Annotated in this window: 8 protein-coding genes; 1 reads left to right on the plus strand and 7 read right to left on the minus strand. The window is 74.5% G+C overall.

Going from position 1 to position 13144, the window contains the following annotated elements:
• Positions 1-23 precede the first annotated feature (23 nt).
• The 4 genes from ACFYY1_RS01505 to ACFYY1_RS01520 all read right to left on the minus strand — a co-directional run bounded on the left by ACFYY1_RS01505 (position 24) and on the right by ACFYY1_RS01520 (position 7783).
• Positions 24-992 carry an ABC transporter ATP-binding protein gene (locus tag ACFYY1_RS01505; RefSeq protein ID WP_388579349.1) on the minus strand — a complete coding sequence of 323 codons (969 nt, stop codon included), beginning with the start codon at positions 990-992 and terminating at the stop codon, positions 24-26.
• Positions 989-3889: an FtsX-like permease family protein gene (locus ACFYY1_RS01510; protein ID WP_388579352.1), complete on the minus strand. Its 2901-nt coding sequence runs from the start codon at positions 3887-3889 to the stop codon at positions 989-991. The genes ACFYY1_RS01505 and ACFYY1_RS01510 overlap by 4 nt, the downstream gene beginning before the upstream one ends.
• A 1-nt stretch (position 3890) precedes the next feature.
• Complete coding sequence (locus ACFYY1_RS01515) at positions 3891-7190, minus strand: FtsX-like permease family protein (RefSeq protein ID WP_388579353.1); 3300 nt, start codon at positions 7188-7190, stop codon at positions 3891-3893.
• 188 nt (positions 7191-7378) lie between these two features.
• Positions 7379-7783, minus strand: a complete 405-nt coding sequence (locus ACFYY1_RS01520; RefSeq protein WP_388579356.1) for a globin — start codon at positions 7781-7783, stop codon at positions 7379-7381.
• Between the two features lie 95 nt (positions 7784-7878).
• Between ACFYY1_RS01520 and ACFYY1_RS01525 the strand changes: the two genes are divergently transcribed.
• Positions 7879-8859: a methyltransferase domain-containing protein gene (locus ACFYY1_RS01525; RefSeq protein ID WP_388579359.1), complete on the plus strand. Its 981-nt coding sequence runs from the start codon at positions 7879-7881 to the stop codon at positions 8857-8859.
• Positions 8860-8910: 51 nt separating this feature from the next.
• Here ACFYY1_RS01525 and ACFYY1_RS01530 read toward each other — a convergent pair whose 3' ends face one another.
• The 3 genes from ACFYY1_RS01530 to ACFYY1_RS01540 all read right to left on the minus strand — a co-directional run bounded on the left by ACFYY1_RS01530 (position 8911) and on the right by ACFYY1_RS01540 (position 13142).
• Complete coding sequence (locus tag ACFYY1_RS01530) at positions 8911-10188, minus strand: FHA domain-containing protein (protein ID WP_388579361.1); 1278 nt, start codon at positions 10186-10188, stop codon at positions 8911-8913.
• A gap of 136 nt (positions 10189-10324) precedes the next feature.
• The gene (locus ACFYY1_RS01535; RefSeq protein WP_388579363.1) at positions 10325-11683 is read right to left on the minus strand and encodes a VWA domain-containing protein; all 1359 of its coding nucleotides are present in this window, start codon (positions 11681-11683) and stop codon (positions 10325-10327) included.
• 121 nt (positions 11684-11804) lie between these two features.
• Positions 11805-13142: a PP2C family protein-serine/threonine phosphatase gene (locus ACFYY1_RS01540; protein WP_388579365.1), complete on the minus strand. Its 1338-nt coding sequence runs from the start codon at positions 13140-13142 to the stop codon at positions 11805-11807.
• Positions 13143-13144: the final 2 nt, after the last annotated feature.

Raw genomic sequence — 13144 nt, forward strand, 5'->3', positions numbered from 1 at the left:
GGGGCCAGCACCACCAACACCCGTCATGGGCGCGGTTGGTCGTCCGGCCAGACCCCGATGTGGTCGCGCTCCAGCTCCAGCATCACCCGGTGCTCCATCCCGAGCGCCTCCGTGTAGTCGGCGGGCAGTTGCAGCCGGCCCGCGCGGTCGAGCATCGCGTACTCCCGGGCCACCTGGGACTCCAGGCCCGTGGCGGCGTCGACCTCGGTGCGGCGCAGCACCTCGGAGGACGTACGGCCGTCCCGGATGGCGACCGTGCGGCGGACCTCGTCGGCCACCGCCTGGTCGTGCGTGACGATCACGATCGTGGTGCCGAGCTCCTCGTTGGCGCGGCGGAAGGCCGCGAAGACCTGCTCGCCGGTGGCCGAGTCGAGCTCGCCGGTCGGTTCGTCGGCGAGCAGCACCGACGGGTTGTTGGCGAGCGCGACCGCGATCGCCACCCGCTGCTGCTGGCCGCCGGAGAGCTGTTGCGGGCGCCGGTCGCGGCAGTCCTCGACCTCCAGGATGCGAAGCAGCGACTCGGCGCGGGCGGCCCGTTCGGCGCCCCGGATCCGGCCCCGGCCGCGCAGCTGCATCGGCAGGGTGACGTTCTGGACGGCGGTGAGGTACGGGAGCAGGTTGCGGGCGGTCTGCTGCCAGACGAACCCGACGACGTCCCGCCGGTAGCGGAGCCGTTCCTTCGGCCCCATCGACAGCAGGTCGCAGCCCGCGACCTTCGCCGACCCGGCCGTCGGCACGTCGAGCCCCGCCAGGATGTTCATCAGGGTCGACTTGCCGCTGCCCGACGCGCCGACCAGGGCCATCAACTCGCCCTCGGTGACCAGGAGATCCAGTCCCTGCAGGGCCTGCACCTCCACCCCGTCCGCCGAGAAGATGCGGACCAGCCGGTCGCAGGCGATCAGCGCGTCGTGCCCGTACGAGGGCCGGTCGCGGCGCGCGGTGGCGCGCTGTTCGAGCTCGGCGAGTGTGGTGTCGGCCGATGTCGGCGTCATCGGGGGTCTCCTGCCCTGAGTTCGGTGTTCGGTCCGCGACGGCCGGCCCACCGGGCCTGGACGGCGGTCACCGCGGCGGTGAGGACGACCACGCCGAGCGCCGGGAGCGTCAGCGACCACGGGTCGGCCCGCAGCACGGCGGTGTCGAGTGCGGTGGGGGTGGGCCCGGCGGAGAGCGACAGGCCCACCAGGTCGACGCCCGGTGCCAGCAGCGCGATCGTCGTCCAGCCGACGAGCACCCCGCCGACGGCCGCCAGCAGCGCCTGCGGCAGCGCTTCGAGGCCGAGCAGCCGCCTGCCCTGCCGGGAGGTGAGCCCCATGGTCCGCAGCCGGGCCAGCAGGGCCGTGCGCTCCGGCGCGGTCCGCAGCAGCGACAGCAGGACGGCGAGCAGGGCGTAGCCCGCACCGGCCGCGATCGCCGCCGCGTAGATCCCCCGGGCGCCCAGCTGCATGGGGGCGTCGACGAACGCCGCGCGTTCCTCGGAGCGCAGCCGTACGGAGAAGCCCTGGCCCGCGTCCTCGGCCGCCGCCCGCAGCGCCTTCGCGTCCGGGGAGTCGCCGGTGACCAGCAGGGTGGTGGTCTGCCGGCGGGTGAGCGAGGCGGCGTCGACGATCAGGAAGTCGCTGTCGGGGACGGCGGCGGTGCGCGGGAGGATGCCCGCCACCCGCACCGTCAGGTCCCCGGCCGCCGTGGGCAGCTCGCGCGGCCGGTCGCCGAGCTCCCTGGCGACCGACGGCGACACGATCACGGGCACCACCGCGTCCTTCGACGGGGCAGCCCCCTTCGCAGCCGTACGCCCCGGGGCGCGCAGCCGGTCGGCGGGGAACGGGCCGAGGCCCGTCGTACGGGCCAGCCGGGCGTACGCCGCCGGGTCGACACCCAGCAGGACGGCGCTCTTCATCCGGTTGTTCCCGGCCGGGTCGGCGGGCAGCGGCACGCCGTACACGACCTGCACCGCCGTCGCCTCCCGCACCCCGTCCGCCTCCCGCACCTGCCGGATCAGGCGGTCCGGCAGTGGTACGGCGTCGTACATGCCGCTGATCCGGGCGTCGGCGCCGACCGTGTGCACAGCCGCCCGGTCCCGCGCGTCCGCGACACCCGCGAGCACCGAGCCGCCGAACGCCGCCGTGGTCAGCGCGAGCAGCAGCGCCAGCAGCGGCAGGGCGCCGCCCGCCGAACTCCGCCCGGCCCGCGCCAGCGACAGGAAGCCGACCGCACCGCGCCGCCGGGCCACGGCCCGCGAGGCGAGCCGCAGCGGCAGCGGCAGGAGCCGCACCAGGACCAGGGCGGCGATCAGCCCGACCAGCACGGGGGCGGCGCTGACCAGCAGGTCGCTTCCGCCCTCGCCTCCCGTACCGCGTCGGCGCAGGCCCGCGACCGCGCCGACGGCCAGCACCAGCACGGTGAGTTCGGCGACCGTGCGCCGCCGCGACGGGCGGGCGTCCATCAGGTCGTCGCGGGCCCCGGGCAGCTGCGGCCTGCGGTGCGGCAGCACCGCGCCCAGCGGCAGGGCGAGGCAGACCAGCGCGGCGACGGCGGCCGGCCCGACGACGGAGGGCCACAGCCGGGCCCGGTCGAGGAGCGACACGGCGATCAGTAGACCCAGCACCGCCGCGGGCAGCGCGATCACCGCCGTCTCGGCCAACAGCCGGCCGCCGATCCCGCGCAGCGACCCGCCGCGCGCCCGCAGCAGCGCGAGTTCGGCGCGGCGCCGCCCGCCGATCAGCCCGACGGTCATCAGCAGCACCACGGCGGCGACGGCCCCGGCGCCCACAGCGGCGACCGTGACGACCGGGCCGATCGCCGTACGCAGCGATCCGTACCCGGTGAGGATCTCGTCCAGGCCGGTCGTAAAGGTGGCGTTGACACCGGCCACCCCGCGCAGCCGTACCAGCCCGGGGCCGCCCTCCAGGGAGGCGATCGACGAGCGCAGCCCCGCCACATCGGGGGCGGTGAGGCGGGAGGCGTCCGGCGGGAACCGCCAGAACGCCTCCGGCCGGCCCGTCGTGGCGAGCAGCGCGGGCGCGGCGTCCGGGGGCAGCAGCACGGCCGCGGTCCAGTAGTAGCGCGGAGGGGACAGAGTCGGGGGGGACGGAACCGGTTCGGGGACCAGGGCCGGGGTCCGCAGCAGCGGCTGGGCCGACCAGTAGGCGGACCGGGGGTCGGTCGGGGCGACGATGCCGGTGATCCGTACGGTCAGTCGCTTCCCGCTGTGGGCCGGTACGGAGATGACCGAACCGGTCGTCGCCTTCAGGGTCTTGGCCGTCTCCTCGGTGACCGCGGCCTCCACCTCGGTCGTGTCCTCGGAGACCTGGCCGTGCACGGCGGGCCACTTCCCGGCGCGCAGGGTGGCGTGGTCCGGGAGGGCGGACAGCGTGGAGTAGGTCAGCTGCGGGTCGACGAGGTCCGGCCGCGGCAGCCAGCGCTCCTGCGCGACGATCGGCTTCCCGGTGCGGAAGCCGTACGAGGAATCGACGGTGTCCGGCACCACCGGGCCGGGCAGCAGGGACCGTGCCTTGCGGTGGACGGAGGCCAGCGCCGCGTCGCGGACGGCCGCCTCGCGCTCCGCCGTCGGCAGCTGGAGCTCGGGCTCCGGTGCACTCAGCTCCAGAACGCTGCGCCGGGGGTCGGCGGCGGTGATGTCGTGGCGCAGCCCGTCGTTCTCGTAGCGCTCGACGGCGCGCGGGAAGGCGGCCGCGAGGAACGAGGTCAGCAGCACCAGCAGCCCCAGCGCCCAGGCCGTGCCGGGTGCGGTGCGCAGCCGGGTGCGGACCCAGGGCGCACTGGCGGGGGTGCCGCGGTCCCGGACGGAACCGCGGTCCCGGACGGTGCCGCCGTCCTGCGGGGAGCCGCCGTCCCGATGGGAGTGGTCGTCTCGAACGGAACGCGGAGTCATGTCAGTTGTCCCCCTGGACACGCAGTGAGGCCGCGGGGTCGGCACCGCGCAGGGCGAGGGACACGACGATCAGCAGCGGCAGCGCGGCGACGCCCGCCAGCAGGGCCGCGATCTGCCCGGCCGGCAGTTGCACCAGCACCCCGGGCACCGGCGCGGTGGCCTGCCCGGTCAGTACGACGAGCGGTACGACGGCGCGGTTCAGCACCGCCCCGAGCACGGTCCCGACCAGCAGCGCGATCGCGATCAGCACGCCCTGCTCGGCGGCGATCATCCTGGTCAGCCGGCGGCGCGGGGTGCCCAGCGCCCGCAGGACGGCGAACTCGCCGGACCGTTCCCGCTGCGCGCCGACGGCGCTCACCGCGAAGCCGACCGCCGCCAGGGCCGCGGCGACCACCGCCACCGCGGGCAGCGCGGACTGCGGCCCGGCGCCCAGCGGGTCGCCGACCAGTTCCCGCGCGATCTCGTCCCGCACCAGGACCTGGGACGGATCGGTGTCCGGCTGCGCCCGCAGCGTGGCGGCCGCCTCCGCGGCCCGGCCGGGGGCGGTGCTCAGCCACCACTCGTTGGCGTCGAGCACGGCGCCCGGACGCTGCGCGAAGACCTGGCCGACGGCCCCGAGGTCGAGCAGCACGGCTCCGCCGTCGCGGCTCCGGTCCTTGGACCCGGCACCGTCCGAACCCTCGCCGGTGGTCGGCAGTCGGCGCACCGAGTCCACGATCTTCACCCGGACCGTCTCGCCGGCCAGCGTGACATCGACGTGCTGTCCCTTCTTCGCCCCGGCGGCCTTCAGATACGCGTCGGTGACGATGGCCTTCGGCGCCGGAGCCTTCGGGCGGGGCACGGTGGCCCGTACGGAGTAGGCGGGCGTCCATTGCCACATGTCGGGGGCGGAGCCGGTGTCGTACGTGAAGGCCAGCGGGCTCTTCGCGGAGGCCGTCGCGTCCACCGGTTCGCCGGCCTGCGTCTCGGAGCCGGAGCCGGAGCCGGTCAGTTCGGCGTTCCAGCGGAAGCCCGCGGGGACCGGGACCGGCCGCTCGGTGCCGTCGGCCGTCACGGTCCGCAGGGCGCCGACGTCGAGCCGGTACGTTTCGCTCGGGCCGGTCGGCCGGTTGCCGCTCAGCTCGAACCCGGTCACTGCCAGGTCACCCGCGGCCGACACCGCGACGGTGAACGGATGGGCCCGGCCGTCGGCGGGCAGGGATCCGGCCGGCACCCGGTAGGGCAGGCCGTAGCGGTCCTCCAGCAGCACGGCGAGAGCCGGCTCGTCGTCCGGCCGCTCCTGCGCCCCGACCGCCGTGATCCGCACGTCGAACCCGATCCGCTCGCTCTTCCTCGGCAGCACCAGCCCGGCCCGTGCGGCACTCGGCGGGCCGAGCGGGTCGAACAGCCGCTCCCGCGGCCGGTCGCCGAGATCGTCGCGGATCAGCATCCGCTCGGTGGCATGGGCGGTGTCCAGGGCGAGCACCGAGGCGGTGCGGTTGCCCGAGAGTTCGGTGGTGGTGCGGAACGCGGGCGCCGCGTCCCGGACACCCGGCAGCCGCGTGTACGCGCCCGACTTCACCGGATCGTCCTCGGTGCCGGTGATCACGCGCAGCGAGGCACCGGCCCTGAAGTCCGCCTGGTCGCTCTGCGAACGGTCCCAGGAGGCGCGCTGCCCGACGGCCAGCATGCCCATCGCCACCGCGAGGACCAGCAGCAGCACGGGCCCGGCGTTGCGCAGCGGGCGCCGGCTGAACTGCCAGCCGGACAGGGCCGCGATCAGCCCCCGGCCGCCCGCCGCGCCGCGCTCCGCGAGCCGGGCCGCGGGCGGCAGCAGCCGCAGCGTCAGTACGGTGCCCGCGAGCAGCAGCAGGGCGGGAGCCGCGACCAGCAGCGGATCGACGCCGAGCCGCCCCTGCCGGTCCCCGCTCAGCACACCGCCGCCGACCCCCGTGGCCCGCCGGTCGAGCTGCCAGTACGCCACCGCGGCGATCACCAGCAGGCCGATGTCGGCACCCGCCCGCAGCGGCGCGGGCAGCGCCGTGGTCCGGCCCGCCCGGCGCTCTGCGGCACCCGCCGCCAGCGCGGGCGCCACGACGGCGAGCGCGCAGGCGAGCGCGGTGACGACGGCGACCAGCCACACCGTGGCGGTGGCGCCGCCGTCGATCCGCAGCCCGATCCGGGACAGCGCGCCGCGCCCCGCGAGCAGCCGGGTCAGCGGCCCGGCGAGCAGCGGGGCCACCAGCGCGGCGGGCAGCGCGAGCAGCAGCGCCTCGATCGCGGCGAGTGCCGTGATGCGGCCGCGCGATCCGCCCCGGGCCCGCAGCAACCGGGTCTCGCCGTCGCGCTCGCTGCTCAGCAGCCGGGCCACCAGCAGCAGCGCGTACCCCGCGAGCAGCACCAGCTGGACGGCCACGATCATCAGCGTCGAGCGGGAGACCAGCAGCGCCCGGTCGATCTGCTCCAGCACCCGGGGGAGCGAAGTCCGTGCGGTGGCACCGCTCTTGAACTCGGGGGCGGCCAGCAGCGCCTTCGGAGCGGCGGTGGCGGCGCCGTGCAGTGCGTCGATGCGCCCCGTGGTGACGGTGCGGAAATCGGCGGCCGCCAGCCAGGACATCGTCCCGGGACTGAGCCGTCCGGAGCGCGCCGCGGCAGGGTCGGTGAGCAGCGGACCGTAGGTGGTGAAGGCGACCTTGCGGACGCCGCGCCCGCCGAGTTCGTCCAGCTGCCAGTACGGATCGGCCGGGTCGGACACCTCGTACACGCCCGTGACCAGGACGGGCAGCGGCTTGTCGGTCAGCCGGTCGGTGACGGTGAACCGCGAACCGGGCTTCAGCTTCAGCGCCTTGGCGGCCGGGCGGGGCAGGGCGACCTGGACGGGTGCACCGGACTTCCCGCCGCCCGCCGCCGGGACGCGGCCCGCGGCGATCCTGACCCGGCTGCGGTCGAGCGAGGCGAAATGGGCGAGGTCGGGCTCGCCGTCCCGGGCCTCCGGGGCCCGAAGCTCGCGCGGCAGCGCGTACGCCCCCGACGTCTCCAGCGTCCGGACGGTCACCGGAAGCCCGTCGAAGGCCTCGCGGGCGGCCTTCCGGGCGACCGCGTCGGCCGCGTCCCGCTGTGCGGGCGCCACCTGCGCGGACATCACCAGGGAGGCGTCGGCCGCCGAACGGTGGGTGAGGGCGTGGCGGAGCGCCGCGTCACCGACGGAACCGGAGAAAGCGGTGAGCGCGGCCAGCACCGAGGTGGTCAGCAGAACGGCGAGAACCGCCGCGGAGAGCAGGAGCCGATGGGCCCGTACCCGGAGAAAGACGAACCCCGTCACTCACGCCCCCCTGGGCCCTCAACGCCACACACGCCCCCCGGCGTTCCACGGATGTTTTCAAGGGCCTGCGCTCTTGGAAACCGCTTGCGTGAGTACTTGATCCGATTGTGACCGTTTATCGGTGTCGGAAGACCGAATTCCGCTCTTGGGGCGGGGGAGGAGTGAGGAGCCGGGGGTGGGGGCGGGGCTCAGCCCTGGGTGTTCACCATCGAGGCGGCCGCGTAGGTCAGGTAGTCCCACAACTGCCGCTCGTGCTCCGGCGCCAGCCCGAGTCCGTCCAGGGCCACCCGCATATGGCCCAGCCAGGCGTCGTGCGCCGCCCGGTCCACCCGGAACGGGACGTGCCGCATCCGCAGCCGGGGGTGCCCGCGCCGCTCGCTGTAGGTACGGGGCCCGCCCCAGTACTGGATCAGGAACAGCGCGAACCGGTCCTCGGCCGGGCCCAGATCCTCTTCCGGGTACATCGGCCGGAGCAGCGGGTCCTCTGCGACTCCCTGGTAGAAGCGGTGCACCAGGCGCCGGAAGGTCTCCTCGCCGCCGACCTGCTCGTAGAAGGTCTGCTCCTGAAGCGTGTCGTGCGGATTCTCTGTCACCCGTCCATCGTCGCAGACGCACCGGCCGAGGACCGGGGACCTAGGACCGGCCCGGGTTCCTGGCCCCCGGGCCCCCGGCGCAGGAAGGTGGAGGTATGGAACCGCACACCGACCGGTTCGCCGCGGCCGCCGCCGAGGAGCGGTGGGCGATGGTGCGCTCCATCGTGGCCGGCGGGGCGCTGGGCGACCCGGGCTGGCGGGCCGCCTTCGAGGAGGTGCCGCGGCATCTGTTCGTGCCCTACTACTACGTGGCCGGCGGCTACGACCGCCTGTGGTGCGAGGACCCCGACCCGGTCCGGCGGGCCCAGTGGCTGCGCGGGGCATACGAGGACGGGGCCCTGGCCACCCGCATCAAGGACGGCGAACTGATCTCGTCGAGCAGCCAGCCCTCACTGATGGCCCGGATGCTCGAAGAGCTGGACGTACGGGACGGGCACCGGGTCCTGGAGATCGGCGCGGGCAGCGGCTACAACGCGGCGCTGCTCGCCCACCGGCTCGGCGACGACGCCGTGACCACCGTCGACCTCGACCCGGAGATCACCGAGTCGGCCCGCCGACACCTGGACGCGGCCGGGTACCACCCGGCGGTGATCACCGGGGACGGGACCCGGGGCTGGCCCCGCCGGAGCCCGTACGACCGGATCATCGCGACCTGCACCCTGCCGTGCGTACCGCAGTCCTGGCTGGAGCAGTGCGTACCGGGCGCCCTGATACTGGCCCCGTTCGCCACCGGACTGATCATGCTGCGGGTGCGGGAAGCGGCGCACGGGAAGTACGCCGAGGGCCGGTTCCTGCACACGGCCGCCTACTTCGTACCGCTGCGCGGCAGCCCGGTGCCGCCCGCCCGGCGCCCGCACCCCCGCGCGCTGCCGAGGCGCTTCGGCGACAACGACCTCTTCCGGTTCCTGCTGGCGCTGACCGAGGGCTCCCTCGACCCGCGCGAGGCCCTCTCCCTCTGGGAGCGCGAGAAGCGCCCCGAGCGGGAGAGGTTCGGCATCACGGTCAGGGGCGGGCGGCAGTGGGCCTGGCTGGACGACCCCGAGGGACCGTACGTCTGGCCACTGCCGACCGTGTGACCTCTGTTGCCTCTATGGCCTTTGTTGCTTCCGCGACGCGTGCGACGTGGATCAGCCGCGGCGGATCGTGATCGTCGTCCACGCCCCGACGTGCACCTTGTCGCCGTCCTGGAGCGGGACGGGCACATAGGGCTGGATCGGGTCCTCGGCGCCGTTGAGCGTGGTGCCGTTGGTGGAGTTCTGGTCGACCACGGCCCAGCCGCCGTCCGGCTGCTGCACCAGTACCGCGTGCTGGTGCGAGACGCCCGGGTCCTCCGGCGGCACGGACAGATCGATGTCGGGCGACTCGCCGGTGCTGTGCCTGCGGCGACCGATGGTGATCTGGTTGCCGGCCAGCGGAAGCTGCTGCTCCGGGGAGTAGGCGGGCAGGTTCAGCCCGGTCGCCTCGGGGCCGCTGCGCTGCATCATCGCCAGGAAGTACTCCCGGTCCGGGGCGATGACCGCGGTCCAGCTCGCGGGCGGCTGGTTCTGGTTCTGCCCCGGGAACGGCGGCTGCTGCGGTGCCGGGGCCGACTGCTGCGGGCCCTGGGTGCGGGACGGCGGCGACAGCATCCAGTCGTCGTCGCTGCCGCTGCTCTGCGGTCCCTGCTGTTGCTGCGGCGCGGGCGGCTGCGGAGCCGGCGGACCGGGCGGACCGGGCTGCGGGAACGCGGGCGGCGCGGACTGCTGCTGGAACGGCGCGGGCGGGGCCAACTGCTGCTGGAACGGCGGCGGCGCGGACTGCTGCTGGAACGGCGCGGGCGGCGCGGACTGCTGCTGGAAGGACGGCGGAGGCGGCGGACCCTGCTGGAACGGCGGCGGGGGCGACTGCGGACCGGGTCCGGGGGCCGGGGGCGACTGCGGGCCCGGACCGGGGGCCGGCGGGCCGGGCTGGTTGCCCCGCTCGGCGGAGAGCGGCTCGGCCGGGCGGTTCATCTGCGAGGGCCGCGAACCCTGGTACTCGAACGGGTCGCGCTGCTGCTGCGGCGGGGCCGGCGGCTGCTGCGCCTGGAAGCCGGGCGGCAGGTTGAGGCCGGGCGGCGGGCCGGGAACGCCCTGGGCCGGGGCCAGCGGCGTGTACGACGTCGCGGTGTTCGTGAGGAAGTTCCAGCGGCACTCCTCGCAGAACGGCGCCATCGCCTCACGCGGCGTGCGGCACTGCGGGCAGAGCTCGGCGGCCTGGGTCGCATCGGAACCCGGACCCGGCGGGTAGCCGTAACCGGCGGCGGGCGGCGGGGGCGGCGGCGGGGGAACCGCACCCGCGGGCGCGCCCGCGCCGGTCATGCGATGGCCGCAGACCTCGCACCAGTCGTCGGAACCCGACTGGTGTCCGTTCGGGCAGGTCGGCATGTCGGCGCTTCCCCCTCTCCTGGGCCGGCCCCGGGGCCGGCGTATTTTTCTGCTCTTCGCCTCCCGGCGGATGATTCCGGCCGGGCGGCTCGACTGTGTGGCTCTGTGCCTACTGTTTGCTGTTTATTGATCGTTTCTACTTCTTGACGCGAACGGTCTTGGTCGAGCGCGTTTCGAGTGTCATCTCGTCGGCGTCCGCGACCTTCGCCTTCAGTCGCACAGTACCGGTCGCCGCGTCCACGACGTCCACCACCTTCGAAAGCAGTTTCGCAGTGTCCTCGTTCCCGGAGGCCGACGCCAGCTGCACCGCGCGGCCCAGTTTCGCGGTCGCGCCGTCGAAGTCGCCCGACTTGCGGGCGTCGAGTCCCTGCTGGATGACCTGGGCCAGTTCCGCCTGGCCGGTGTAGTGCGCGACCTGTGGATTGATCGAGGTGGAGGCCACCATGTCCTCGGTCCACACCGCCCTGACCAGGCCCTGCGAGAGCGTCTGCGGGGTCCCGCCCGACGGGTCGGGGAGGACCAGCGAGACCCGGGACGCCAGCATCTCCTGCCCGATTCCGGCCTGCGGAACGATCACGCACACGTGGTAGTCGCGGGACTCGTCGCCCCAGGAGCCCGTGGGGTAGTCCCCGGCGCGGGGACCCGCCTCGGTGCGCCGGCCGGTCAGATCGACGACCGTCGGTGCGACCTGTTTCACAAACTTGATCTCGACCCCGACGGGCGTCCAGAGCCGCAGCGCGACATCCGCGACCTCCTTGCCCATCGCGTTCTCCATCATCTGCGTGAAGTCCGCGGCCAGCCCCGCGGGGTCGGCGACGATGTCGGCCGTGCCGAGCAGCGCGGAGGCGATCGCTGTGACCTCTTTCACCTCCCAGTCGGTGCCGACACCGCGGGCGTCACAGGTGAAACGGCCCGCGCAGGAGTCGAGCGCGGCCCGCAGGTCCTCCGGGGCCTCGTGCTCGTTGCGGCCGTCGGTGAGCAGGATGCCGTGCCGGATGTCCACATCGGCCGCGCCGAGCAGCCGGTCGGCCAGCCGCAGCCAGGTGCCGATCGCCGTACCGCCACCGGCGCTGAGCGCGCGCAGGGCCTCCTTCGCCTGGGCCTTGGTCCGCGCGTCGGCCACGGCGAGCCTGCCGTTGCCCGGGTAGACCTCCTTGGCGACGTGCGTACCGCCGACGACGGCGAACGAGGTGCCGTCGCGCAGGGTGTCGATGGCCGCGGCCGTCGCGTCGCGGGCGTTGCGCATCTTCGTCGGCGGATAGTCCATCGAGCCGGAGCAGTCGACCATGATCACCACGGCGGCGTTCGGCCCCCGCCCGGGAACGTGCGCGGGCGACCCGGCCGCACCGGACAGCGGGACGCCGCCGGTGGTGCCGCCCCCGGTCGAGGTGACGGTGACGATCGCGTTGACCTCGCGGCCGCCTTCCGGCAGATATTCGTTCTGGTACACCTCGACGGAGAACTGCGGCACGTTCGACTTGGAGAAGTTGGCCATCTGGTCGGCTCCTTGGGACTCCAGGTGTCGGATGAAGACAGCTGCGAGCGAAGAAAAACGGGCGAAGGCGGCGGTGACGGGCGGACGGTCGGAACTGGAACCAAGCGTTACGGAACGGGACTCACGGGGTACCGCACGCCGATCCTGCCCCCTGCGGCTCCACGGCGAACGGCAGCAGAGCCACTGTTACGTTGTCGTGGCCCCCGCCGTCGAGCGCGTGCCCCACCAGCACCTGGGCGCCGTGCAGCGGCCGTTGGTGCGCGTCGGCCGGCACCGCAGCGGCCATCTCGGCCGCCGACTCCGCGTAGTTCCACAGGCCGTCCGTGCACACGACCACCAGACCGGGCCGGTCCGGCTTGAAGGACGCGGTGTGCGGTTCCAGCTCGTACGCGTCGGCGCCGAGCCACCCCGTGATCGCGTGGGCCCGCTCGTCCGCGTACGCCTCCGCCTCGTTCATCAGGCCCGCCGCCACCATCTGCGCGGCCCACGAGTCGTCCTCGGTCAGCCGGGCGGGCGGGTTGGTGCGGTCGTCGGGCACCCAGTACACGCGGCTGTCGCCGACCCAGCCGACGATCAGCAGACCGCCCGCCATGATCGAGCCGACCAGGGTGCACGCCGGGGCGTTCTGGTGGCGGTGCTGGTCGTGCTCCATGGCCCGGCCGGGCTCCTGGGCCAGGGAGTTGACCGCCTCGCCGGCCGCGAGGATCGCCTCGTGCATCGCCTGCTGCGGGTGGGTGCCGCGCGGCAGCGACTCCAGGAGCGCCTCGTTGGCCGCGCTCGCGGCGGCCGCCGACGCCTCGTCCGGGCGGCTGGCCGACGAGACGCCGTCGCAGACGATCGCGACGACGGCCGGTGAACCGTCGGGCAGGGCGGTGGTCGACACCGCGAACGAGTCCTCGTTGCGGTGATGGCGCAGCCCCCGGTCGCTGACGGCGGCCACCGAACCGAGCTCCTGCTCCATGTGGTCACGCTCGCGCGGCTGGGCGTGACCGCAGTTCTCGCAGTACCCGTCGGTGTCGACGCTGCCCGCCCGGCAGGCCACACAGCGCTTGGCACCGGCCGGCGGCGTGGCAGCCACCGGATCCACGGCGGGGGTACGGGGGTCGGGTGCGGCCGTCGGAGCGGGCGCGGGCAGCTCGAAGTCGTCCGATCCGCTCGGCGTACTCGGCGTACTCGGCGTACTCGGCGTACTCGGCCCGCTCGACGCGCTCGACACATTCGATGCGTCCGGTCCGTCCGGTCCGTCCGATCCACGCCGCCGGTCGTAGCGGACCGCCGAGCCGTCCGCGGGCACGGTCATGGCGATCGTCGGGTGGTCCTGGGCGACGGCGGGCACGGCCGACAGGTCGTACCCGCACGCACCGCAGTACAGGTCCCCCGGCTCCAGCGGCTCCTCGCAGCCGGGGCACTCCGACAGGGCCGTCTCCTGGGGCTTCTGCTCCTGGGGCTTCTGCGACATTT

This window comes from Streptomyces sp. NPDC001890, from assembly GCF_042891445.1.
Lineage (GTDB): Bacteria > Actinomycetota > Actinomycetes > Streptomycetales > Streptomycetaceae > Streptomyces.

Bases quoted from the DNA above. Each gene is read 5' to 3' on its own strand.
- ACFYY1_RS01505 (WP_388579349.1), bottom strand. From the start codon at position 992: ATGACGCCGACATCGGCCGACACCACACTCGCCGAGCTCGAACAGCGC.
- ACFYY1_RS01510 (WP_388579352.1), bottom strand. From the start codon at position 3,889: ATGACTCCGCGTTCCGTTCGAGACGACCACTCCCATCGGGACGGCGGC.
- ACFYY1_RS01525 (WP_388579359.1), top strand. From the start codon at position 7,879: ATGGAACCGCACACCGACCGGTTCGCCGCGGCCGCCGCCGAGGAGCGG.
- ACFYY1_RS01530 (WP_388579361.1), bottom strand. From the start codon at position 10,188: ATGCCGACCTGCCCGAACGGACACCAGTCGGGTTCCGACGACTGGTGC.
- ACFYY1_RS01535 (WP_388579363.1), bottom strand. From the start codon at position 11,683: ATGGCCAACTTCTCCAAGTCGAACGTGCCGCAGTTCTCCGTCGAGGTG.
- ACFYY1_RS01540 (WP_388579365.1), bottom strand. From the start codon at position 13,142: ATGTCGCAGAAGCCCCAGGAGCAGAAGCCCCAGGAGACGGCCCTGTCG.